Genomic DNA, 23,787 nt, shown 5'->3' with positions numbered 1-23,787 from the left:
CCGGCGGGTGTCAGGCGTCCTGCGTGCCCGTCGTGATCTCGGGCGTGACCGTGGTCGCCTCGATCTGCCGCGGCGAGCCGCCCTGCTTGAGGGCCGCGAGGCGCGCCTCGACCTCGATGTCGGCGCCCGCCGACTCCAGCTCGGCGAACTGCGCGTCGAGCGACGACGCCGCGAGCTCCGCCTGGCCCATCGCGTAGGCCTCCTCGCGACGCACCTTCTCCTCGAAGCGGGCGATCTCGCTCGTCGGGTCCAGGACGTTGATCGAGCCGATCGCCTCCTGCACCTGGCGCTGCGCCTGCGCGGACTTCTGCCGCGCGACGAGCGTGTCGCGGCGCTGCTTGAGCTGGCCCAGCTTGTCCTTCATCTGCGCGAGGCCCGACTTCAGCTTCTCGACCGTCTCGCGCTGCGAGGCCAGGATCGGCTCCGCGTCGCGGACCTCCTGCTCGGCGGCGATCTGCTTGCCGAGCGCGACCTTCGCGAGGTTGTCGAACTTGTCGGCGTTCGCGGCGTCGCCGGCGGCCCGGAACTGGTCGGCGCGCGACGACGCGGCCAGCGCCTTCTGCCCCCAGTCGCGCGCGGCCGCGACGTCCTCGTTGTAGTCCTGCTCGGCGAGGCGCAGGTTGCCGATCGACTGCGCGATCGCCTTCTCGGCGTCCGCGATCGAGTTCGTGTAGTCGCGCACGAGCTGGTCCAGCATCTTCTGCGGGTCCTCGGCCTGGTCGATCAGCGCGTTGATGTTCGCGCGTGCGAGCTGGGCGATGCGCCCGAAGATCGACTGCTTCTCCGTCATGGTGTCGTGCCCTCCTGTGTCGCCGACCGGACCGTCGGTCCGTGTCCCGTGCCGCGCCCGCCGTCGGCGGCGGGCGCCTCGTCCTCGCGTCGCGGTCAGAACCCGCCGCCGCGACCGCCGCCGCCGAAGCCCCCGCCGCCGCCGAAGCCACCGCCGCGTCCGCCGCCGCCGAAGCCACCACCGCGACCGCCGCCGCCGAAGCCGCCGCCACCGCCCCAGCTGCCGCCGCCACCGCCCCAGCCGCCACCGCCGCGACCGCCGCCGCGCAGGATCGAGTCGATGAGGATGCCCCCCAGGATCATGCCGCCGAGGTCGCTGCCGCCCCCGCCCGAGCCGCGGTACCGGTCGTCGTCGCGCCGCTGCGCGTTCTCGACGTCGATCTGCGCGAGGCGCTGCGCCTCGGCCACGAGCTGCTCGCCGTGCTGCGCGGTGACGAGCGCGGCCTCGGGGTCGGTCGCGCGCTGGTCGAGCGCGCGCAGCCGCAGCCGGTCCGCCTCGGCGAGCCGCGTGCGGGCCTGCGGGCCGACCGCGCCGCGGCGGGTGCTCACGTAGTCGGTCGTCGCGCGCACCGCCGACTCGAGGCGGCCGAGCGTGTCGCCCAGCAGCGCGGCCGCGCGGCGGCTCCGCTCCTCGGCGTCGCGGCGCGGTGCGAGCGCCGCGTCGATCGCGGCCTCGGCCGCGGTCAGGCGTCGCAGCGCCGCGAGCGGGTCGCCCGTGCCCTGCCGCGCCGCACCGGCCTCCTCGAGCGCGGCCCGTGCCTCGGCGACGTGCGGCGCGACCGCCGGGTCGCCCGCCGCGAGCCGGGCCGCGTCGGCCAGGTCGGACGTGATCGACGCGATGCCGGCGTCCAGCCGGGTGTTCGCCACCGCGAGGTCGGCCCCGGCCGAGTCCACCGCGTCGAGCAGGCGCGCGGCCTGGCCGAGGGCCTCCTCGGCCGCGCGCGCGAAGCCCACCGCGGCGCCCTTGTCGCCGGCCGCGGACCGCTCGCGGCCCTGGGCGAGCGCGGCGTCGACGTCGCCCAGCAGGTGGTCCGCCTGGTCCGGGTTCCCCGCGACCGAGCCGAGCGTGTCGGGCGAGTACCGCTGCGCGAGGGCCGCCACGGCGGCGCGCGCCGGCTCGACCCGGGCGCGCAGCCGCTGCTGCTCGCGCTCGTGCGCGTCGAGCGCGTCGTCGACCCGGGCCTCGATCGCGCGGAGCCGGTCGAACGCCTCCTTCTGCTGGTCGAGGTGCTGCTCGACCTGCGCGCACAGCCGCAGGATCTGCGCGGACGTCGCGCGCACCTGCTCGTCGGTGTCGGGCACGTCGTCGTCGAGCGTCTGACGCAGGCGGAACGCCTCGGTGAGCTGCTGCTTGCCCTGCGCGAGCACGGCCTCGAAGTCGCGCGTGCTGTCGGGGCCGAACTGCGCCTGCGCGAAGCCCAGCTCCTCCTCCGACGAGCGCAGCGCGTCGTCGAGCGCGACGAGCGCGGACGCGGACCGCCGGTCGAGCTCGGGCGTCGGGACCCCCGCGAGCTCGTCGACCGCGCCCGCGGCCCGTGTCGCCCCCGCCGAGTCGCGCAGCACGCCCGCGGGCTGCCGGCGGCGGCGCAGGACGCTGAAGAGCAGGACGCCGCCGATGACCGCGAGGCCCAGCAGCAGGACGACGGCGAAGCCGCCGCCCGACGAGCCGCCCGACGCACCGCCGCCCGACCCGCCGCCCGCCGCGTCGACGATCCCGTCCGCGGCGGTCACGGCGGCGCCGTCCCAGTCGTCGCTCCCCAGCTCGGAGCGCACGTCCGCCGCGACCCGGTCGAGCTGCGACGACGTGATCGTCCCGAGCGACGTCGGCGCGAGCGTGAAGTCGCGGTCCTGCACGGCCACGGCCAGCACCGCGTCGCTCGAGCCCAGCCCCGACAGCTCGGCCGCGTCCGACACCCACGCCTCGGCGGACTGCCCGTCGAACGAGTCCACGTACACGACCGTCAGCCGGTACGGGGTGTCCTCACCGACCCGGTCGACCGCCTCCTGCACGCGTGGCACGTCGGACAGCGCACCGGCCCGGTCGACGACCGTCGACCGGAACGCGAACGGCGGCTCCGCCGCCGCGGGGGCGGCCAGGGCGACCGCGAGCACCGCCCCCACCCCCAGGGCAGCGGCGGGGACGAGGGCACGACGAGCCAGACGCACGCGACGATCCTTTCTCAGGCCGGCACCCGTGGCAACGCGCCCCGCCCTCTCCCGGTTCCTGTCGCGCGGTGCACCTCGTGCCTCCGCCCCGGCCCGCCCGGGCGCGCGTCGGGCCCGGGCGGGCCGGGGTGTCAGTCCGCGTCGACGTACCGGTGCCAGGACTGCGTCACGTAGCGCGTCGCGAAGCCCAGGGACACGTACAGGTCGGTCGCGCCCGTGGGGGAGTCCGCGTCCACCTCGAGCCCGACGTGGCCGCGGCCGCGCTCCGCGGCGTCCGTCACGACCGCGTCGACCAGCGAGCGCGCGACGCCCCGCCCGCGCGCGGACTGCCGCACCCCGAGGTACTCGACGTAGCTGCCCGTCGCGCGGCCGTCGTCGGCGGTGACCTCCGCGGCGACGAGCACGCCGACCGGCTCGGGCTCCGCACCGTCGACGAGCTCGGCGAGCCACCAGTGGTCCCACCGGTGCCCGGGGTCGGCCCGCAGCCGTGCGAGGAACTCGTCGAACGTCTCCTCGTGGTGGTTGAAGTGGTCGACGAACGCCTCCTCCAGCAGCGCGTGCGCCGCGACGAGGTCGCCCGCGTCGGGCATCCCGTCCGCACCGCGCTCCAGCCGCCGCACGCGCACGCCCGGACCGGTCGGTCGCAGCCCCCGGTCGTCGTCGCCGACGGGGCGGCGCATCTGCCACCACGTGCGCACGCGCGCGTAGCCCGCGGCGGCGAGCCACCGCTGCTGCCGCGCGTCCGCGTCGAACGCGCCGCTGTCGAGCTGCGTGCGCGCGAGCCCGCGGGACCGGGCCAGCGCCACGCCGGCGCGCTCGGCCCACGCGAACAGCTCCGCGGCCAGGGCGTCGCCCGTCGCGTCGTCCAGCACGGGGTCGACCACGACCGCCACCAGGACGCGCCCGGCGGCGCGGTCGTGCGCCGTCGCCCAGCCGCGCGCCTCGCCGGCGGCGTCGCGCACCACCACGTGCGTGCGCGTGGGCGCCCCGTCGCCCGCGACCTCCGCGAGCGTCGCGTCCGCGCTCGCGGACCGTGCGCCGCGCGCGGCGACCTCGTGCCGTGCCCGCAGCGCGTCCAGGTCGGCCACGTCGTCGGGCCCGGGCGCGTGGGCGTGCCACCCGGCCGGGAGCGCGGGCGGAGCGGCCTCCGTCACCGGGCGACCCCCAGGTCCCCGAGGTCCTCCGCGTCGACGATCGTGTAGGCGTACCCCTGCTCCGCCAGGAACCGCTGACGGTGCGCCGCGAAGTCCTGGTCGACCGTGTCGCGCGCGACGACCGTGTAGAAGTGCGCGGTCTTGCCGTCGGCCTTGGGTCGCATGATCCGGCCCAGGCGCTGCGCCTCCTCCTGCCGCGAGCCGAACGACCCCGACACCTGGATCGCCACCGAGGCCTCGGGCAGGTCGATCGAGAAGTTCGCGACCTTCGACACCACGAGCTTCGTGATCTCGCCCGAGCGGAACGCGTCGAACAGCCGCTGCCGCTCGCGCACGGGCGTCTCCCCGGTGATGAGGTCGGCGCCGATGTGCTCGGCGAGCTCGTGCAGCTGGTCGAGGTACTGACCGATCACGAGGGTCTGCTCGCCCGCGTGCTTGGCGACGAGCGCGTCGACCACGCCGTTCTTGCCCGACGCGGTCGCCGCGAGGCGGTACTTCTCCTCGGGCTCGGCCGTCGCGTACGTCATGCGCTCGTGGTCGGGCAGCGTGAGACGCACCTCGACGCACTCGGCCGGGGCGATGTAGCCCTGCGCCTCGATGTCCTTCCACGGCGCGTCGAACCGCTTGGGCCCGATGAGCGAGAACACCTCGTCCTCGCGGCCGTCCTCGCGCACGAGCGTCGCGGTCAGCCCGAGGCGGCGGCGCGCCTGCAGGTCGGCGGTCATGCGGAAGATCGGCGCGGGCAGCAGGTGCACCTCGTCGTACACGACGAGGCCCCAGTCGCGTGCGTCCAGCAGCTCGAGGTGCGAGTACACGCCCTTCCGCTTGGTGGTCAGCACCTGGTACGTCGCGATCGTGACGGGCCGGATCTCCTTGCGGGTCCCCGAGTACTCGCCGATCTCGTCCTCGGTCAGCGTCGTGCGCTTGACCAGCTCGTCGCGCCACTGCCGCGCCGAGACCGTGTTGGTCACGAGGATCAGGGTCGTCGTCGAGCTCCTCGCCATCGCGCCCGCGCCCACGAGCGTCTTGCCGGCGCCGCACGGCAGCACCACCACGCCCGAGCCGCCGTGCCAGAAGCCCTCGACGGCCTGCTCCTGGTACGGGCGCAGCGACCAGCCGTCCTGCGCGAGCTCGATGGGGTGCGCCTCGCCGTCGACGTACCCGGCGAGGTCCTCGGCGGGCCAGCCGAGCTTCACGAGCACCTGCTTGAGGTGCCCGCGCTCCGAGGGGTGCACGACGACGTCCGTGTCGTCGACGCGCGCGCCCAGCAGGCCCGCGGTGCGCTTGGAGCGCGTGACCTCGGCGAGCACGGCCGGGTCGAGCGCGTGCAGCACGAGCCCGTGCACGGGGTGCTGGACCAGCTGCAGGCGCCCGTAGCGCGACATCGTCTCGGCGACGTCGACGAGCAGCGCGTGCGGCACGGGGTACCGGCTGTACTCGAGCAGCGTGTCGACGACCTGCTCGGCGTCGTGCCCCGCGGCGCGCGCGTTCCACAGCCCGAGGGCGGTCAGGCGGTAGGTGTGCACGTGCTCGGGCGCGCGCTCGAGCTCCGCGAACGGGGCGATGGCGCGCCGGCACGCGGCGGCCTGGTCGTGGTCGACCTCGAGCAGCAGGGTCTTGTCGCTCTGGACGATCAGCGGTCCGTCGGGCACTCGGCTCTCCTGTGGTCGGGTCGCGGGGCCGGGGACCCGGGGCCCGGTGGGGCGGGGTCCGGCGGTCTCACGGGGTCGTGGGGTCCGCGGGCGTGGCGTCGGCGATGCGGTGGACGGCGACGGTCAGCTCGGCCTCGCGGCGCGGGTCGAGCGCGCGCAGCCGGCCGCCCTCGACGCGCAGCGGACGCAGCAGACGGCGCTCGGGCCGGCCGTCGGGTCCGACCAGGTCCACCCAGACCTCGGTCCGGGACTGCGCCGCCTCGCGCAGCACCACCAACACGTCCCCGGGCTCGGGTGTTCCCGCGGCCGGCGCGGCGGGGGCCGGTGCGGTGCGCGGGCGCGCGCCGGTCGTGGGGCGTCGCGCCGCGACCGCACGCGCGCGGTCGCCGACGCTCGGGGCGCCGGCCGCGGTGCCGTCACCCGCACCGCCGGGCGTCGCACCGGGCGCCGGTGCGCCGCCCCCGCCCTGCTCCGCCGACGCCGGGTCGCCCGCCGCGTCGGCGGACGCGCGCCGCAGCGTCGCGACGACGCGTGCGGCGCGGTCGGGCAGCGGCTGCTCGCGCACCGGGTCGGTGCGGCGGGTCCGGGCCCGCACCCGCCGCTCGGGCGCGGCCGCGTGCACGACCGTGCCGCTCGCGTCCTCCGCGACCGGGGCCAGGCCCCGCGCGCGCAGCGCGTCCAGCAGCTCGGCCGGCGACGCGTCGGCCACCAGCACCGTCGGCGCCAGCAGGCGCGGGCGCAGGGGTGCGAACCGTGGGTCGTCGACGAGCCCGGCCAGCAGCGCGGCGTCGTCGGCCCGCACGTACGACGACGCGGCACCCGCGCGGACGCGCCCGTGCCGCCGTGCGACGTCGCGCACCAGGTACTCCAGCGGCTGCGGCACGCGACCCCGCGCCGCCGTGGACAGGCGCGCGAGCAGGTCGTCGGCCGGCAGGCCCGAGTCGAGCGCGCGCAGCACCGACTCGGCCGTGAACCGGACGGTCACCGCACCGCCGCGGGACTCGACCTGCGCCGCGAGGTCCAGCAGCTCCTCGAGCGCCTCGCCCGGGCGCCCGGGCACGACACCCGTGAGGTCGCCCTGCAGCAGCACCTCGTCGACCGGCGCCGGCAGGTCGGCCGCCAGCGCGGCGGCCGCGTCGGCGGCGGGCGTCGCCCCGGACCCCGCGGCGGGCCGGGTCGACGCCTCGGCCAGCAGCGCGCGACCGGCCGCCGCGAGCGCGCCCGCACCCGTCACGCCCAGCCGCTCGGCGTCGACGAGCGCCGCCTCCACCGCCGCGCGCGGCGGCACGGACCGCGGCGAGCGCCACCGCAGCGCGTCGTGCACGTCGTCACCGGTCGGTGCGGCCCCCGTCGGTGCGGCGGCCAGCACGTCGAGCACCGCACGCCGCAGCCGCGGCACCCACGGGCGCGCCAGCTCGGGGTCGAGCGCGGCCCGCAGCGCACCGCGCTCGTCGCGCGCACCCACGAGCCACGGCGTGCGCGACGACGCGAGCCACGCGCGGGCCAGCACGGCCCAGCGCTGCTCGACGTCCTGCGCGAGCCACACGTCGGCCTCGAGCGTCGGGACGAACGTGGGCGACTCCTCGCCGTCGTCCGCGAGCAGGCCCGCGGCCGCGGCGGTCTCGACGAGCCACGCGGCGTGCGCGTCGTCGACGTCGAGCGCCTGCGCCGTGCGGCGCAGGTCCCGCGCACCGAGCCCGCCCGCGCGCAGCACGCCCGGCGGCTGCGCGTCCCACCGGGCCAGCAGCTGGCGCACCAGGCGGACCGTGCGCTCGGCGGCCGCGGCGGACTCGGCCGCGACCGTGCGCGGGTCCCGCACCGGCGCGTCGGCCGCGGTCGGCGCGAGCGTGGGGGACCGGTGCGTGCGCCCGCCGCGCAGCGCGAGCGCGACGCGGCGCGGCAGCACGACGTGACGGCCGTCGCCGCGCACCAGCAGACCGTGCCGCACGAGCCACGTGACCGCGTCACCGGCCGGCGTCCCCGCGGGCGGCACGAGCCCCACGGGCGGCCCCCACAGCAGCGCGTCGAGCACCTGCGCGGCACCCGTCGGGGCGTCCGCGAGCAGCGCCGCGGGGTCGCGCGGGGCGTCGTCGGGCTCGGGCGTCGACGCGGGTGCGAGCCCGGCCGCCGACGGCCCGAGCGCGTCCGCCAGCCCGGGCGCGGCGTGCAGCGTGCCGTCGTCGTCGGGCCACAGCAGCGCGAGCGCGACCGCGTCGTCGACCGCGCGCCCCACCGCGTCCGCGTCCGCCGGCCCCGCGCCGACCGCCGCGAGGAGCCCCGCGCGCGTCGGCGCCGACGCGACGTCCGCGAGCACCACGGCCGCCTCCACGACCTGCAGCACGAGCGCGTCGACCCAGGTCAGGGCGCGGTCGAGGCTCGACCGGCTGGTGGCCCGCGCCGCCAGCGACGCGAGGGTCGCGGGGTGCGGCGTGGCCAGGTCGGGGCGGCGCACCAGCAGCGCGACGAGCTCGTCGTCGCTGCGTGCACGCAGGTACCCGGTGAACGTGGCCATCCGCACCACGATACGTGCGGACCCGGTGCGGGTGCTCAGCAGCCCTGCGACCACAGGGCCTTGGCCCAGCCGCCGAGCTGCCACGCGTACCGCGCCGCCCAGCGGTCCAGCCCGAGGCGCTCCCGCCGGGCCACGACCTGCACGCCCTCGGGCACGCACCGGCCGATCAGGAGCCGCGCGCGCAGCAGGTTCGGGGTCGCGGTCACGACCGTCACCGTGTCCCAGCCGTGCGCGGCCATCTCGTCACGGACCCAGCGCGCCTCGCCGCGCGTCGTGAACGGGTCCGGCCGTGCGCACGTCACGTCCAGCGAGCCGGGGTCCTCGCACAGCGGCACCCGGTCGTCGTCGTCCACCGACACCAGGACGGCGCCGGCGCGGCCCTGCTCGACGAGCTCGCGCGCCCACGCGACGCGCCACGGCTGCGGCGGGCCCAGCACGACGACGGCGTCGGCGACGCCCGGCGGGTCCTGGGGCGGCGCCACGAGGGTCGGCACGCCCGCGAGGGCGACCACCAGCGTGGTCGTCACCGTGGCCACGCCGAGGCGGCGCCACCGGCGTCGCCCGCCCCGCGCGACCTCGGCGACCGGCGGCGTCACCGGGCCGTCACGGGGTCGCCGCGCCCGCGTCGGGGGTCGTCCCGGTGGCGGGGTCCGGCTGCGGGGAGGGGCTCCCGCCGCCGGGGTCCGGCGCGGGTGCCGTCGGGTCCGGCGCCGACGGCGTCGTCGGGGCCGGGCCGGGGTCGGAGGGCGTGCCGGGGTCGTCCGTGCCCGGGCTCGACGCGTCCGGTGCGGCGCCGTCCGGGCCGGGGGCGGTGGTCGGGCCGCCCGCGCCGTCGGGCGCCGGACCCCGCGCCGGGGCGCCGGCCCCGGGCCGCCCGTCGCGGGGCGTCCCGCGGTCGTCCGGCACGGGGCCCGAGCGCGCGGCGGTCCACGCGGCGTGGTCCTGCTGCACCGCCGCGGTGAGCGCGTCGAGCGTCTCGAGGTGCGTGCGCCCCGCGGCGGCCAGGTCGCGCGCGTGGGCCGCGTCGCGCGGTTCCCACGCGCCGGTCAGCCACGCCGACGCGGCGTCCAGCGCCGCGCGCAGCCGGTCGCGTGCGGCGGGGTCCGTCACCTGCCCGTCGGTCTGCGTCCACAGCGCGTCGCTCGCGTCGACCTGCGCGACGAGCGCCGAGAGCACGTCGTCGAGCGACGTCAGGAGGCTGCGCGCGACGAGCGTGGCCGACGGCGTGGGCGTGGGCGTCGGTGACCGGTCGGGCGCCGGGGTCCCGGTCGCCGACGGCGCGGGGCTGCGACCGTTGACGGCGAGCGCGGTGCCGCCGACCCCGAGCGCCGCGACCACGACCGCGGCCACGGCGACCGCTCGGGCACGTCGGCGCCGCGGCGGCGGCAGGACCTCGGCCGACTCCTCGCCGGCCGGGAGCCCGTGCGTGACGCCGCCGGCGGCGCCGTGCGCGGCGGCGGTCGACGGGGCGCCCGCGGCCGGCACGGTCGTGGCGACGGGCTCGACGGTGGGCCAGGAGAACGTGTACGTGGGCTCCGACGGCCCGGGCGCGCCCGCGCCGTCCCCCGTCTCGTCGGCCATGCGTCCAGGATAGGAAGCGACGCCGCGTCGACCCGGCCCGCCGGTCCCGACGTCACCCGCACGGCGCCCTGCCCGACCGGACTTTCGACGCAAAGGACGCGGCGGATGTCGACGTTCGGTGCACGTCGAGCCGGCCGTCGTCGTCCGTTCGTGCCGCCGGTGCGGGCTTCCCTATCCTTCGGGCGTGCCCTCCACCCCGACCCACGCCCGCCACCGCTCCCGATCGCGACGTGCGCTCGTCGTCGTGCTCGTCACAGTCGTCGCCCTCGTCGGCGTCGGCGTCGCCGGGACCTGGGGCGTGCAGAAGTGGCTGGCCTCGCAGGTCGAGCACATCGGCGACCCGTTCGCGGGCATCACGGCCCGCCCGACCCCGCCGGCGCCCACGGGCGGCACCGAGGACGAGGTCGTCGACCACGGCGCGATGAACGTCCTCGTGCTGGGGTCGGACTCCCGGATCTCCGCGGGCGACCCGAACCAGTGGTCGTTCGGCGCGCAGCGCACCGACACGATCATGCTGGTCCACCTGCCCGCGAGCCGCGACGCCGCGTACCTCATGTCGATCCCGCGCGACTCGTGGGTCGACGTGCCGGGCTACGGCGAGCAGAAGATCAACGCCGCGTTCTCCTACGGCGGGCCGTCGCTGCTGATCCAGACGGTCGAGCAGCTCACCGACGTGCGCGTCGACCACTTCGTCGTCACGGACTTCGACTCGTTCGTCGGCATCACCGACGCGCTGGGCGGCGTGCGCATGACGCTCAACCAGGACCTCAAGGTCGGCGACACGGTCGTCCCCGCCGGCAAGCAGCAGCTCCTCACCGGCGAGCAGGCGCTGCGGTTCGTGCGCGAGCGCAAGTCGCTCGCCCGCGGCGACTTCGACCGCGTGCAGCGCCAGCAGGCGTGGGTCCGCGCGATCGTCGCGAAGATGCGCAACGACGGCACGCTCCACAACCCGGTGACGTCCGCGCGCTTCCTCGACGTCGTCAGCCGCTCGGTCGCCACCGACGACGGGCTGGACGAGGCCGTCATGCGCGACCTGCAGGACCGCGCCAAGAACCTCGGGTCGACGGACATGCGGTTCTTCACGGTGCCGTTCACCGGGACGGGCCGCAGCCCTGACGGCGCGCAGAGCATCGTCGTGCTGGACCGGCCCGCGCTCGCGGACCTCATGGCTGCGGTCGCCGCCGACTCGCTGGGCGAGTACCTCGCGGCGCACGAGGCGGACCTCGACATGCTGCCGCCCGTCGTCGAGTGACGCGTCCGGGCGTCGTGCCGCTCCGCACGGGTGCTTCGGGACCCGCCGGACCGCGACGGCAACCGTTTGCTCCCGGTTCGTCCCACCGGAGGCCGTGAGCCCGGGCACGGACCTGGGAGACCGTCCAGTTCGGCCGCTATCGTCTCAGGGGCGACACCGCGGCCGGGACGGTGACGGCCGGCGGGGGAGGACGACGAATGGACGCGCGCGCGTGGCGCAGGGCCCTGTGGCACCTGCGGCACGGCGGACCCTCCGCGCTGCGGACCCACCTCGCGCGCGAACGCGCCGGGCGGCCCGCGCCGCGCGGCGTGCGGGCCCGCGTCGACCGCCGGGGCCGGCTCACGTACCCCGCGTGGCCCGTGCCGACGGCACCGCTGCGCCGCGCCGACCTGCGCGTGGCCGTCGTGCTCGACGACTTCTCCCGGCTGGCGCTGTCGTACGAGTGGCAGCAGGTCGAGGTGACGCCCGCGGACTGGCGGCACCGGCTCGAGACCGAGCCGGTGGACCTGCTGTTCGTCGAGTCGGCGTGGGCCGGCAACGGCGGCGCGTGGCGGTACCACCTGACGGGCGCGCAGGGCCTGCGGCCGGCGTTCGTCGAGCTGGTGACGTGGTGCCGCGAGCACGGCGTCCCGACGGTCTTCTGGAACAAGGAGGACCCGGTCCACCACGAGGACTTCCTCGACGCCGCGCGGCTGTTCGACCACGTGCGGACGACGGACGGCGACGTGCTGGACCGGTACCGCGAGGAGCTGGGGCACGACCGCGTGGGCGTGCTGCCGTTCGCGGCGCAGCCCGCGATCCACAACCCGGTGCGCCCGGGCGGGGGCCGGGCCGAGCGTGACGTCGCGTTCGCGGGCATGTGGTTCTCGCACCGGCACCCCGAGCGCCGCGAGCAGCTCGAGACGCTGCTGGGCGGCGCCCTCGACGCGTCGTCCCGCATGACCAACGGGCTGGAGATCTACTCGCGCCAGCTGGACGGCGACGAGCGGTACCAGTTCCCGCCGCCGTTCGACGAACGCGTCGTGGGCTCGCTGGACTACGCGTCGATGCTGACGGCGTACCGCGCCCACAAGGTGTTCCTCAACGTCAACACCGTGGTCGGTTCGCCGACCATGTGCGCGCGCCGCATCTACGAGATCACGGCGTCCGGCACCCCGGTCGTGTCGACGCCGAGCCCCGCGATCGACGCGGTCTTCCCCGCCGACGAGGTCACGCAGGTCGCGGACCGGCGCGAGGCCGAGCTGACGCTGCGGGCCCTGGTGCGCAGCCCCGAGCTGCGCGACCGTCAGGTGCACCGCGCGCAGCGCCGCATCTGGGCGGGCCACACGTACGCGCACCGCGTCGACGAGGTGCTGGTCGCGACGGGCCTCGCGGCGCACCGCGTGACGGCGGCGCGGCCGCGCGTGAGCGCGCTGGTCTCGACGAACCGGCCGCACCAGCTGCCGCACGTGCTGGCGACGCTCGGCGCGCAGCGCGACGTCGACGTGCAGCTCGCGCTGCTCGCGCACGGCTGGGACCTCGACGAGGAGGCCGTGACGCGTGCCGCCGCCGAGGTCGGGCTCACCGACGTCGTGCTCCTGCACGCCGAGGCGACCGTGCCGCTGGGGGAGTGCCTCAACCGCCTGGTCGCGGCGTCGGACGCGCCCGTCGTGGCGAAGGTCGACGACGACGACGTGTACGGCGAGCAGTACCTGGCCGACCAGGTGCACGCGCTCGGGTACTCGGGCGCGGACGTGGTCGGCAAGCAGGCGCACTACGTGTACGTGGGCGGTGCGGACGTGATCGCGTTGCGGCTGCCGGACCGTGAGCACCGGTTCACGCACCTCGTGATGGGCCCGACGATCGTGGCCCGCCGCGAGACCGCGACCGCGGTGCCGTTCCCCGCGCTCGACCGCGGCGAGGACACCGGGTTCCTGGCCGCCGTGCGGCAGGCCGGGGGGTCTGTGTACTCGGCGGACCGGTTCAACTTCGTCCAGGTGCGGCGCGGCGACCCCGCGGCGCACACGTGGACGGTCAGCGACGCCGAGCTCCTGGCCGGTTCCGACGTTCAGGTGGCCGGGTGGGTACCCGGGCACGCGATGGTGTGAGGAGTGGTCGGGGGATGACACCCACGACGGAGGTGCCGGTGCCGACGGTGGCGGTGATCGGCCTGGGGTACATCGGGCTCCCGACCGCCGCCGTGCTGGCGATGCACGGCGCGGACGTGGTCGGCGTCGACGTGAACGCCGCCACGGTCGACGCGGTGAACCGCGGCGAGGTGCCGTTCGTGGAGCCGGACCTGGAGATCGCCGTCTCCGGCGCGGTGGCCCAGGGCCGGCTGCGGGCCGAGACCAAGACCCCCGAGGCCGACGTCTTCATCGTGGCCGTGCCGACCCCGTTCACGGGCGACCACGCGCCCGACCTCGCGTACATCGAGGCCGCGGCGGACGGCATCGCGCCGCGCCTGCGCGGCGGTGAGCTCGTGGTCCTCGAGTCCACGTCCCCGCCCGGGGCGACCCGCCACATGGCCGACCGGATCCTGGCGGCCCGGCCCGACCTGAGCCTCGACGGCACCGACGGCCGACCCGTCCTGCACGTCGCGCACTGCCCCGAGCGCGTGCTGCCCGGGCGGGTCATGATCGAGCTGGTCACCAACGACCGCATCGTCGGCGGCCTCACCGCCGAGGCGGCCGAGCGGGCGAAGGCCCTGTACGCGATGTTCTGCCAGGGCGAGATCATGCTGACCGACGCGGTCACCGCGGAGATGGCCAAGCTCGTCGAGAACTCGTACCGCGACGTCAACATCGCGTTCGCCAACGAGCTGTCGGTGATCGCCGACAAGCTCGGCATCGACGTGTGGGAGCTCATCGAGCTCGCCAACCACCACCCGCGCGTCAACATCCTGCAGCCCGGGCCCGGCGTCGGCGGGCACTGCATCGCCGTCGACCCGTGGTTCATCGTGGACGCCGCCCCGCAGGAGGCGCGCCTCATCCGCACCGCGCGCGAGGTGAACGACGCCAAGCCTGCGTGGGTCGTCAGGAAGACGCTCGACGCCGCTGCTGGCAGAGACGCGCTCACGATTGCGGCGCTGGGCCTCGCCTTCAAGTCGAACATCGACGACCTGCGGGAATCGCCCGCTCGTCACATCGTCGCCGACGTCGCCGACGCCCTCCCGCGGTCAGAGATCCTTGTGGTCGAGCCGCACGTGGACACGCTGCCTGCCGAGCTCGCGAACCGAAGCAACGTCGTTCTGGTGCCACTTGACGACGCGCTTGCACGAGCCGATCTCGTCCTCCTGCTGGTGGGTCACTCGTCCTTCGCCGAGCTCGGCGACGCCAGCGCCGCCCGCCGCTTCGACATCATCGACGTCGTCGGCGGTCGAGGCACGAGCCGGCGGGCGGGGCCTCCAGTCGCACTTGGGAGCAAGTGATGCGCATCGCCGTCGCCGGCACCGGCTACGTCGGGCTCTCGAACGCCGTCGTGCTGGCCCAGCACCACGACGTCGTCGCGGTCGACATCGACGAGCGCAAGGTCGAGACGATCAACCGGCGCGAGTCACCGATCATCGACGACGACCTCGAGCGCTACCTGCGCGAGGTGCCGCTCCGGCTACGCGCGACGACCGAGGCCGCCGCGGCGTATGCGGGCGCCGAGCTCGTCGTCGTGGCCACGCCCACCGACTACGACCCGGAGACCCACGATTTCGACACGTCGTCCGTCGAGTCGGTCGTCGACCAGGTGTTCGCTACGGCTCCTGACGCGATCATCGTCGTCAAATCGACCGTCCCTGTCGGCTTCACCGAGAGGATGCGACGTCAGTACCCGGACGCCGGCATCATCTTCTCGCCCGAGTTCCTGCGCGAAGGGTTGGCCCTGCACGACAACCTGCACCCGTCGCGCATCGTCGTCGGAGACCTCACCGCGCACGGCAGACTGTTCGCGGACCTCATGCTCGAGGGCGCGCTCGACACGGACGTCCCTGTCCTGCTCACGAACCCCACCGAGGCGGAGGCCATCAAGCTCTTCGCCAACACGTATCTCGCTCTACGCGTGGCCTATTTCAACGAGCTCGACACCTACGCGGCGACGCACGGCCTCGACACTGCGCAGATCATCGAGGGCGTTGGACTGGACCCGCGGATCGGCACGCACTACAACAACCCGTCGTTCGGGTACGGCGGGTACTGCCTTCCGAAGGACACCAAGCAGCTGCTGGCGAACTATCGCAACGTCCCACAGAACCTCATCTCGGCGATCGTCGATGCCAACACGACTCGCAAGGACTTCATCGCGGCGGACATCCTGCGCAGGTCACCCACGGTCGTCGGTATGTACCGCCTGATCATGAAGTCCGGCTCTGACAACTTCCGCGCATCCTCGATCCAGGGAGTCATGAAGCGGCTCAAGGCCAAGGGCGTCGAGGTGATCGTGTACGAGCCCGCGCTGGCCGAGGACGACTTCTTCAGCTCCGAGGTCGTGCGCGACTTGGACGCGTTCAAGGCGCGGTGCGACGTGATCGTCGCTAACCGGCGGTCGGACCTGCTCGCCGACGTCGCGGACAAGGTCTACACGCGTGACATCTACGGCCGCGACTGAGGGTGACGAGGGTTCAGGATCATGAAGAGCACAGGAGACCTGCGGATGAGCAGCACGATGGACGCGGAACGGTCCACGAGTGCCGGGGAGCCACCGCGCGGTGGCGTGTTCCGAGGTCGGGTGACGGGTTGCTCGCGGTGCGGCGTCGCGAGCGTAGGCGGGACTGGGTCGCGGTGGTCCGCATGACCCTTCGGAAGCGCCTTGTCTGGATGTCGCTGGCGGGTGCGTCGGTTGTCGGGACGGCGTTGGTCGCGGTTGCCGCCGGGCTGCCGGCGGCTCGTGCCCTCGTCGCGGCCCTGGGAGGTGCGCTGGTCGTCGTTCCGGTAGTCACGGCGATCGCATTCGCGGAGCGTGGTGCAGTCCGGGAGACGGCGCGGCTGAGCGCGCTCGTCACCCGGAACCACAAGCGCGCGTCCGAGTGGGACTGGCGACTGAACGAACGGCTCACCGCCGCGGGGCTCTCGCCGCGGCCGTCGCCCGTGCCGTCGCCCGCCGCAGCCGCGGTGAGGAAGGGGTCGTGGAAGAAGCACCCCGACGTGGGCAGGCTCATGGCCTCGGGCATCTTCGACGCTGAGTACTACACGGCGGTCACCGGCGCCGCGTTCCATCGCGACGCCGACGCCGCTTCGCACTTCCTGAGTCTCGGGATGCGTGACCTCGTGGCACCGAACGCCTTTCTCGACCCCGCGGTGATGCCAGAGCCGGTGCGAGCGGCCATGCGGGCCGGACGTGTCGACGCGTTGCTGGCCCATCTCAGATCGGCGCAGGCGTGGGAGGCTCCCGCGGGGCCGTGGTTCGATCCCCGCAAGGTGGAGGTCGACCCGGCCGCGGCAGCAGAGCACCCCGGCGGAGTTCTCGGGCACTTCCTCGAGCACCTGCGCGACGGGACCGTCGCGCCTCTCGTTGACGACGACCCCGAGCGAGAGCTCCTCGCGCTCGACGGCCGCGCGGCCCTGATCTCCCACGCTCGCTCGGTCCGCCGTAGCAGGCAGCTTGCAGCGCCGCGGGCGACGGAAACGTGGGACGACGCGGCTGAGGCTGCGCTGCTGGTCGAGGTGCGGGCATCCACACCGAAGCCGGACTCGCTGGTGAGCGTCGTCATGCCTGTGAAGGACCGCGTGCACCAGGTGGGGGCGGCGATCGCGTCCATCCAGGCGCAGACGCACCGGCACACCGAGATCCTGGTGGTGGACGACGGGTCCACCGACGGCACGTGGGACCTCGTGAGACGGCTCGCGCAGGAGGACGCCCGCATCACGGTGCTCCGCAGCGACGGGGTCGGCGTGTGCAGTGCGCGCAACACCGGTCTGCGCGCGGCGACGGGCGAGTACGTGGCCTTCCTGGACTCCGACAACGCATGGCGCCCCTACTTCGTCGAGACGATGCTGCGCGTCATGGCACGTGACGGCCTGTCGGCCGCTTACGCCGCGACGGTTTTGCACGGCCGCGAGAACGCGGGCCCGACCTACCGTGCGCACGTGGGCGGCCTGGAGGACCTGCTCGTCCTGAACCACATCGATCTCAACGTGCTCGTCGTGTCCCTGGATATCGCCCGCGCCGCCGGCGGCTTCGACGAGACCATGCGGCGATGGGTCGACCACGACTTCGCGATCCGCGTTGCCCGGCTGGTCGAGCCCGTGCTCGTGCCCGTCATCGGGTGCGACTACGACGACTCGTCGGGTGGTGACGATCGGATCACCGTTCGGGAGTCGGATCACTGGCAGTGGGTAGCGCTCGGACGGAACTGGGTCGACTGGCGCGCGGTCCGTGCCCGTGAGCGCGTCGCCGGCCGGGTGTCGGTCGTGATGCCGACTTACAACGACCACGTGATGACCGTCCGGGCCGTCCGGGCGGTCCTCGACGACGACTCATTCGACGACGTCGAGGTGGTGGTGGTGGACAACGGGTCCAACCTCGAGGTCGGTCAGCGGCTGGTGCGCGCGTTCGCGGGTCACGGCCGCGTGCATCTCGTACGTCTGCCGCGCAACCTCAACTTCGCGATCGGTAGCAACGTCGGGGCGGCGCACGCCACGGGCGAGCTCCTGATGTTCCTCAACAACGACACCGAGGTGCGTCCCGGGGCGCTGGGCGACCTGGCCGAGACCATCACCTGTGATGGCGTCGTCGGCGTGCAGCCGCTGCTCCTCTACCCGGACGAGACCGTCCAGGCCGCAGGCACGGTCTTCACGGCCGCCGACGCGTTGCCCGGTCACTTCCTCGCCGGGCATCCCCGTAGTGACGGTGAGCGTGTGGGGTCGCTCGCTTTCACCGCCGTCACGGCTGCCGCGCTGATGATGCGTGCCGAGGACTTCGCCCAGGTGGACGGTTTCGACCCGATCTTCGTCAACGGGATGGAGGACGTGGACCTGTGCCTGCGGCTGTCGAAGCAGCGCGCTGGAGACTGGCGGGTGCGCCCCAGCGCTGTGGTGACGCATCACGAGAGCAAGACCCCGGGTCGCACCGCGAACCAGACAGAGAACCGGCGCATCTTCCTCGACCGGTGGCGTGGCTCCCTACCCGCACCTCAGCACGACGTCTTCGCGCGGCTCGGTTTGCGGATCGCGCACGTCGGCTCGGACAGGTCGCCCGTCCCTGCTCCTCGCCCGGTGGTTGTCCGCGCGATGGAGGCCCCGCGCCGCTGGGGCCTCCACATCGCTTCGATCCCGGGGCCCTTGGGCGACCGATGGGGGGACACTCACTTCGCGGACTCCCTGCGTTTCAGCCTTGAGGCAATCGGGCAGGAGGCAGTCGTGCACCGGCACGGAGCCCACGACACCGATGCGGTGGCGCTGGACGACGTGGTGCTCGCGATCCGGGGTCTCGATCGTGTGCGCCCCATTCCCGGCAAGCAGAACATCCTCTGGGTCATCAGCCACCCTGAACTGGTGACGGAGGACGAGCTGCGCGAGTTCGATGCGGTGTTCGCCGCGTCCGTCCCGTGGGCGAGGAAGACCACGGCCGCCACCGGTGTGCTCGTGGAGCCGCTGCTGCAGGCCACGGACACCAGGTTGTTCCGCGCCGACGTCTCGCCGGTGGAGCAGGGGGCTCCCGTGTTCGTGGGTGGAACGCACCCGGGGCGGGAGCGCAAGATCGTTCATGACGCCGTGACCGCCGGTGTGCGGCTCGCGGTGTACGGCCCTGGTTGGCAGGGGCAGATTCCCGAGAGCGACCTTCGAGGTGCCTACGTGCCCAATGCCGATCTGTGTGCCGTGTACCGCGGGGGCACGCGGGTCCTCGCGGACCACTGGCGCGAGATGGCCGAGCAGGGGTTCATCCAGAACCGCTTGTTCGACGCCGTCGCGGCAGGATGCCGCGTCGTCAGCGACCGCGTCGACGGTCTGCGCGACGTGTTCGGCGACGCGGTTCAGGTCTACGAGTCGCCCGAGGACCTGAGCAGGCTCTGCGGACCCGGCTCCGACGAGCTGTACCCGGACGCTGCGGGGATGCGCGAGATCGCGGCGCTCGTCGCGCGCGAGCACTCGTTCGAGGCGCGTGCGCGTCGGCTCGTGGGACGTGTAGAGGAGCTCTTGTGATGCCCGCTCACGGCGACGACGGCGCACGGGAGAGGGACGCGTACCGGCTGGTGCGGGCGGACGTGGTCGGCCGAGGAGTCGCTGCGGTCAACGTGCAACCAGCGCTCCTCACTGTGGGATCGCACCAGATCGTGGCCTACTACGGGTCGGATCGGGGCTTGCGAGTCGCACTGCGCACGCTCCCGGACGGTGACTGGTGGACCGCTGTTCTTGACACGACCGTCGGCTGGGACAGCCACAACTACGTCGCCGTGGGGGTCGACCGTGCCGGGCACCTGCACGTCGCAGGCAACATGCACGTCACCCCGCTGACGTACTTCCGCTCGTCGAGACCGTGGGACGTCACCTCGCTGCGCCGTGTGCCGTCCATGGTCGACGTCGCTCGCGAGCAACGGGTCACCTACCCCCGGTTCCGGACGGCTCCCGACGGGCGGCTCCACTTCTACTTCCGCGACGGCGGGAGCGGGCAGGGCGACCTGCTCGCGTACGGCTACGACGAGGACACAGGCCGCTGGGTCGCGGCGGCCCCAGGTCCCCTGATCGACGGCGAGGGCAAGCGCAGCGCCTACGTCGACGGAGACGGCCCGATCCCAGGGCCGGACGGCAGGTTCCACATGGTCTGGGTGTGGCGCGACACCCCCGCCGCCGAGGACAACCACACCGTCAGCTACGCGACCTCGCGAGACCTCGTCGAGTGGTCTCGTGCGGACGGCTCACCGACAGGGGGGCTGACCTTCGACAGCGCCGACGTCATCGACCCGGTCGGGGTGCGTCGTGGACTTCTGAACAACAACGTGCGACTCGGGTTCGACCGTGGTGGGCGGGTGGTGGTGGTGTACCACCTTCGTGACGAGGACGGGCGCCTCCAGGTGCACGCCGCCTCGTGGGCGGGTTCGTCGTGGATCAGTCGGCGGCTCACGAACTGGGACGTGGTCTGGGACTTCGAGGGCTACGGCAGTCTCGAGTTCCTTGTGCGGATCGACACTCCGCGGCCGTCCGCCGTGGGATTCACGGTGGAGGTCGGTGTAGGGGACCGCCGACGAGTCCTCGAGGTGGGGCCCGACCTCGAGCTGGTGTCCTGCTGCGATGCGTCGGGAGAGTTCTCGCCACTCACACCGGGTCCTGCCGACTCCGGAGGGCTGCGCGCCTTCTACGTCGCGGACGCCGCCTCGGAGGGTGCCTTGACGCGTCGGCTCCTGGAGTGGGTCGCCATGCCTGTGCAGCGTGATCGGGCGATTGACGGACCCGAACCGGCGGCCCGCGAGATCCGCGTTCTGGAGCTGTCCCGGGGGTCGGTGTCGAGCGAAGGTGAGCGCTAGTGCGCGGGTACATCGATCAGGTCTCCGCCGACCGCACGCGGGTCGCCGGGTGGGTCGCGGCAGCGGACCCGATCGACCCGCCGCGCGTGCTGGCTCTGCTCCGTGGGACGCCTGTCGGCACCGTCGCATTCGGCCCCGAGCGCGTCGACGTCCGGACGGCGACCGGTCTCGGCAACGTGCGTTTCGTCGTCTCCCTTGATGAGCCGTTGGACCCCCTCGCGCTGCTGAGTGGGCGCTTCCGAGTCGTGTCGGCCGGTGCGGATCAGGTCGAGCTCGGCTTGTCGGCCGGTGGACGTGCAGATGAGCGAGCCCTCTTGCTCGACGAGGTGCGTGCGGTGGGCGTGACCGTGCCGTGCCCGCCCGACACCCCGCTGCCGGACGAGCCGACGTCGTTGCCGCAGCTCGACCCGCCGGCCACCCCCGACGAGCTGTCCTTCCTGCCCTTCGCGGCGGGGATGACGTCGCCCGACGGGTCCGCGGTCCTCGGACACGATGGGCACCTCTTCCTGGTGGGGGGTTCGAACGCCCTCGCGGCCCAGTACGCGGAGCCCGCGTCGGATGCGGCGAGGGAGTCGACGGCCCGAGCGGTGGCTGGGTGGAACGACCTGGTCCGTGCGCGGGAGCGGCGTGCGCGGAGCGCAGGCTGCCGGTTCGCCCAGGTCGTGGTGCCCGAGAAGGCGACGGTCCTGAGGTCGCTGCTCGATCGTGAGGAAGCCGCGCCCACCCGTCTCCTCAGGCACCTGGAGGCGGCCCTCGGCGGTGTGGAGAGCTTCATGAGTGCGCGCACCGTGTTCGACGGCTGGGCGGGTCCTGAGGCGCCGTACTCCCGCCTGGACTCGCACTGCTCACCCAGCGGCTCGCTGGCGCTGGCGCGAGCGATGCTCGACCGGCTGGGCCTCGAGGACGCAGTGGGCGACGTCCCCATGTCCCGTCGCTCGCTCTACGTCGGGGACTTGTCGGAGCGGTTCTTCGGTCGTGGGCTGTCCGACGTGCGCCTCGAGCCGTCGTCGGCCGTCCTCGCGAGGGCGGAGGCCGAGCTCGTCCTCGTCGAGACCGTCAACCCGGGTCCGGGGCGGCACATCGGGACCAAGCACGTGTGGAGGAACCCCTCGTCGCTCTACGGAGAACGGGTGGTCGTCTTCGGTAACTCCTTCTTCGGTGCCGGTCGCACCACCCCAGCGAAGCTGAGCTGGTGGTTCGCAAGGCTCTTCCGCGAGTTCCATTTCATCTGGTCGCCAGAGATGGATGACGACTACATGGCATCCGTGTCGCCGGACGTCGTGATCGCCCAGACGGTCGAGCGCTTCCTGCCGACGGTTCCTGCCCGATGACCTCAGCGGCGTCCGGGTGAGAGCCGACTCGCGTGCCGTGCTCCAGAGGCCGCTGCGAGCGCGCTGGTGAGCCGTTCGTAGACGGCGTCGGTGTAGTGGAACGGTGCCGGCCCCCACGTGTGGTCGTGCGCCGCGCGCACCCCGCGCCAGCGGTTTCCGATCACCTGGACACCGTGTCGGTGGAGCGTCCGGTAGTACCGCCGGTACGCGCGGTTCGCCGAGGCCGCCTCGATTCCGAAGCTGGCGGGGGTCTTCGTGCCGTCGTCCATCCGGCGGGCCCACGGCGGACCCAGGACCACGAGCCGGTCGCGGGCGCCCACGGCATCGAGGTCGCCGAGGAATCGGGGCACCGCCGATGACCACAGGGCATGGTGCTCCCCGGAGCCGAAGGGCACGTGTCGTCCGCGGTCGGTGAGCACCGGGTCAATGCCACCGTCGATGCTCTCTATGCTCCTGGTCGCGACGCCACCGTCGGCAAGGACGTACAGCCCCAGGCGTTCGTCCGTGAGGTCCCAGACCACGAGGTCGCTCCGTGGTGCTTCTCGCAGCAGATGGGACCGGAGGTCGGAGGTCAGGTCGCCGAGCACCATGCGCCGCCGGAAGCTGGATGTGAGATTCACGTCAGGAGCCCCGACACCGTCGACGGGAGGCCCGTACGCGCTGGCCAAGGACTGCCTGGCCACGTAGCCGGTGATCTCCGCCCGAGCGCCCAGCGTGCGGAACGTGTCGCGCGCGACGCAGCTTCCGTACAGGAACGCACGGAGCGGCGACCGGGACGTCACGGTGCCACGTGCTGCTGCCGGGCGTACCTGCTCTCGAGGGCCGCGAGAGCACGGCTGCTCGCGAGCCCGTCGCCGAACGGGTTGGCTATGTCGCCGACTGCGGCCCTCCGTCGGGGCCAGTCGGCGAGGAACCGAGCAACCTCTTCGACGATCTGCGTCTCGTCCGTCCCGACGAGATGCACGACTCCGGTGGTCAGGCCCTCGGGGCGCTCGGTGTTCTCCCGCATCAGCAAGACGGGTGTGCCGACGGAGGGCGCCTCCTCCTGCACACCACCGGAGTCCGAGAGGACCAGGCAGGCGAGGGAGAGCAGGCGCGTGAACTCGCCGTAAGGGAGCGGCCCGGTCACGACCACGTTGGAGATGCCCTCCAGTGCTGTCAGCAGCGCGTCGCGGACGAGGGGGTTGTGGTGGGCCGGCAGCACGATCGTGAGGTCAGGGAAGCGGCGTGCGATGGTCGCAACGGCGCGTCCGATCCCCGCCATGGGTTCGCCCCAGTTCTCCCGGCGGTGGGTCGTGACAAGCAGCATCGGGGCCTGCTGGGCTGCGAGCTCCTCCAGCCCCGGGTCGCTGAACTCCACCTGCTTTCCGACCGTCGCGTACAGCGCGTCGATCACCGTGTTCCCGGTGACGACGATGTCACCGTCCGCGACGCCCTCCCGCAGCAGGTTCTCCCGGCTCGTCTCCGTCGGCGCGAGGTGAAGCGCCGCGATCTGCGACGTGATCTTCCGGTTCCCCTCCTCGGGGAACGGCGACGCGAGGTCGCCCGAGCGCAGCCCGGCCTCGAGGTGCACCACGGGGATCTGCCGGTAGAACGCGGCGAGCGCGGCGGCGGTCGAGGTGGTGGTGTCGCCCTGCACGACGACGGCGTCGGGCCGCTCGGCGGCGAGGATCGGGTCGAGGCCGTCGAGGACGCGGCTGAAGATCTGCGCGAGCGTCTGGCCGTGGCTCATCACGTCGAGGTCGTGGTCGGGCGTGATCTCGAAGAGCGCGTTGACCTGGTCGAGCATCTCGCGGTGCTGACCCGTGACCACCACGACGCCGTCGAGGTCGTCGCTCGCCTCGATCGCCTTGACCAGCGGGGCGCACTTGATGGCCTCGGGTCGGGTGCCGTAGACGGTCATGATGCGGGGTCGCACGGGGC

General features: G+C 74.0%; 16 protein-coding genes. 7 read left to right on the top strand and 9 right to left on the bottom strand.

Translation table 11 applies throughout. The annotated features are described in order from the left end of the window. Positions 1 to 10: 10 nt before the first annotated feature. The 7 genes from E4A51_RS13135 to E4A51_RS13105 all read right to left on the bottom strand — a co-directional run bounded on the left by E4A51_RS13135 (position 11) and on the right by E4A51_RS13105 (position 9,854). On the bottom strand, positions 11 to 790 hold the full coding sequence (locus E4A51_RS13135; RefSeq protein WP_046530150.1) for a PspA/IM30 family protein: 780 nt from the start codon (positions 788 to 790) through the stop codon (positions 11 to 13). Between the two features lie 95 nt (positions 791 to 885). Beyond that, complete coding sequence (locus E4A51_RS13130; RefSeq protein WP_082740095.1) at positions 886 to 2,955, bottom strand: TPM domain-containing protein; 2,070 nt, start codon at positions 2,953 to 2,955, stop codon at positions 886 to 888. 131 nt (positions 2,956 to 3,086) lie between these two features. Continuing rightward, complete coding sequence (locus E4A51_RS13125) at positions 3,087 to 4,109, bottom strand: GNAT family N-acetyltransferase (protein WP_134852004.1); 1,023 nt, start codon at positions 4,107 to 4,109, stop codon at positions 3,087 to 3,089. After that, positions 4,106 to 5,761 (bottom strand): DNA repair helicase XPB, encoded by a 1,656-nt coding sequence (locus E4A51_RS13120; protein ID WP_134852003.1) that lies wholly within the window; start codon positions 5,759 to 5,761, stop codon positions 4,106 to 4,108. The genes E4A51_RS13125 and E4A51_RS13120 overlap by 4 nt, the downstream gene beginning before the upstream one ends. A gap of 67 nt (positions 5,762 to 5,828) precedes the next feature. After that, positions 5,829 to 8,273 (bottom strand): helicase-associated domain-containing protein, encoded by a 2,445-nt coding sequence (locus E4A51_RS13115; protein WP_134852002.1) that lies wholly within the window; start codon positions 8,271 to 8,273, stop codon positions 5,829 to 5,831. Between the two features lie 35 nt (positions 8,274 to 8,308). Further along, positions 8,309 to 8,800, bottom strand: coding sequence for a hypothetical protein (locus tag E4A51_RS13110; protein WP_134852001.1), 492 nt, complete (start codon positions 8,798 to 8,800; stop codon positions 8,309 to 8,311). Positions 8,801 to 8,876: 76 nt separating this feature from the next. Beyond that, positions 8,877 to 9,854 (bottom strand): hypothetical protein, encoded by a 978-nt coding sequence (locus tag E4A51_RS13105; RefSeq protein ID WP_134852000.1) that lies wholly within the window; start codon positions 9,852 to 9,854, stop codon positions 8,877 to 8,879. Between the two features lie 184 nt (positions 9,855 to 10,038). Here E4A51_RS13105 and E4A51_RS13100 point away from each other — a divergent pair, with 184 nt between their 5' ends. The 7 genes from E4A51_RS13100 (at position 10,039) to E4A51_RS13070 (ending at position 21,864) form a co-directional block, all read left to right on the top strand. Continuing rightward, the gene (locus tag E4A51_RS13100) at positions 10,039 to 11,106 is read left to right on the top strand and encodes an LCP family protein (protein ID WP_082739995.1); all 1,068 of its coding nucleotides are present in this window, start codon (positions 10,039 to 10,041) and stop codon (positions 11,104 to 11,106) included. A 197-nt stretch (positions 11,107 to 11,303) separates the two neighbouring features. After that, the gene (locus E4A51_RS13095) at positions 11,304 to 13,193 is read left to right on the top strand and encodes a glycosyltransferase (RefSeq protein ID WP_134851999.1); all 1,890 of its coding nucleotides are present in this window, start codon (positions 11,304 to 11,306) and stop codon (positions 13,191 to 13,193) included. A gap of 14 nt (positions 13,194 to 13,207) precedes the next feature. Next, positions 13,208 to 14,515: a UDP-N-acetyl-D-mannosamine dehydrogenase gene (wecC, locus tag E4A51_RS13090; RefSeq protein WP_134851998.1), complete on the top strand. Its 1,308-nt coding sequence runs from the start codon at positions 13,208 to 13,210 to the stop codon at positions 14,513 to 14,515. Then, the gene (locus E4A51_RS13085) at positions 14,515 to 15,681 is read left to right on the top strand and encodes a nucleotide sugar dehydrogenase (RefSeq protein ID WP_134851997.1); all 1,167 of its coding nucleotides are present in this window, start codon (positions 14,515 to 14,517) and stop codon (positions 15,679 to 15,681) included. Before wecC ends, E4A51_RS13085 begins: the two co-directional genes overlap by 1 nt. A 182-nt stretch (positions 15,682 to 15,863) precedes the next feature. Further along, the gene (locus E4A51_RS13080) at positions 15,864 to 19,214 is read left to right on the top strand and encodes a glycosyltransferase (protein WP_167748913.1); all 3,351 of its coding nucleotides are present in this window, start codon (positions 15,864 to 15,866) and stop codon (positions 19,212 to 19,214) included. Continuing rightward, entirely contained in the window at positions 19,214 to 20,533 is a 1,320-nt protein-coding gene (locus E4A51_RS13075) for a BNR repeat-containing protein (protein ID WP_167748912.1), read from the top strand. The genes E4A51_RS13080 and E4A51_RS13075 overlap by 1 nt, the downstream gene beginning before the upstream one ends. Then, positions 20,533 to 21,864: a hypothetical protein gene (locus tag E4A51_RS13070; protein WP_134851994.1), complete on the top strand. Its 1,332-nt coding sequence runs from the start codon at positions 20,533 to 20,535 to the stop codon at positions 21,862 to 21,864. Before E4A51_RS13075 ends, E4A51_RS13070 begins: the two co-directional genes overlap by 1 nt. 2 nt (positions 21,865 to 21,866) lie before the next feature. Here the strand turns inward: E4A51_RS13070 and E4A51_RS13065 are convergent, their stop codons facing one another. Beyond that, entirely contained in the window at positions 21,867 to 22,646 is a 780-nt protein-coding gene (locus E4A51_RS13065) for a DUF6270 domain-containing protein (protein ID WP_134851993.1), read from the bottom strand. After that, positions 22,643 to 23,767, bottom strand: coding sequence for a non-hydrolyzing UDP-N-acetylglucosamine 2-epimerase (gene wecB / locus E4A51_RS13060; protein WP_134852043.1), 1,125 nt, complete (start codon positions 23,765 to 23,767; stop codon positions 22,643 to 22,645). Before wecB ends, E4A51_RS13065 begins: the two co-directional genes overlap by 4 nt. Positions 23,768 to 23,787 lie beyond the last annotated feature (20 nt).

The organism is Cellulomonas sp. HD19AZ1 (assembly GCF_004535805.1).
Lineage (GTDB): Bacteria > Actinomycetota > Actinomycetes > Actinomycetales > Cellulomonadaceae > Cellulomonas > Cellulomonas iranensis.
The sequence above is the reverse complement of the archived record's forward strand: the minus strand, read 5'-3'. Positions and strand labels throughout refer to the sequence as shown.

Excerpts from the sequence above, each read along its gene's own strand:
- E4A51_RS13085 (WP_134851997.1), top strand. The coding sequence starts at position 14,515 with ATGCGCATCGCCGTCGCCGGCACCGGCTACGTCGGGCTCTCGAACGCC.
- E4A51_RS13080 (WP_167748913.1), top strand. The coding sequence starts at position 15,864 with ATGACCCTTCGGAAGCGCCTTGTCTGGATGTCGCTGGCGGGTGCGTCG.
- E4A51_RS13135 (WP_046530150.1), bottom strand. The coding sequence starts at position 790 with ATGACGGAGAAGCAGTCGATCTTCGGGCGCATCGCCCAGCTCGCACGC.
- E4A51_RS13105 (WP_134852000.1), bottom strand. The coding sequence starts at position 9,854 with ATGGCCGACGAGACGGGGGACGGCGCGGGCGCGCCCGGGCCGTCGGAG.
- wecC (WP_134851998.1), top strand. The coding sequence starts at position 13,208 with ATGACACCCACGACGGAGGTGCCGGTGCCGACGGTGGCGGTGATCGGC.
- E4A51_RS13075 (WP_167748912.1), top strand. The coding sequence starts at position 19,214 with ATGCCCGCTCACGGCGACGACGGCGCACGGGAGAGGGACGCGTACCGG.
- E4A51_RS13115 (WP_134852002.1), bottom strand. The coding sequence starts at position 8,273 with ATGGCCACGTTCACCGGGTACCTGCGTGCACGCAGCGACGACGAGCTC.
- wecB (WP_134852043.1), bottom strand. The coding sequence starts at position 23,767 with ATGACCGTCTACGGCACCCGACCCGAGGCCATCAAGTGCGCCCCGCTG.
- E4A51_RS13095 (WP_134851999.1), top strand. The coding sequence starts at position 11,304 with ATGGACGCGCGCGCGTGGCGCAGGGCCCTGTGGCACCTGCGGCACGGC.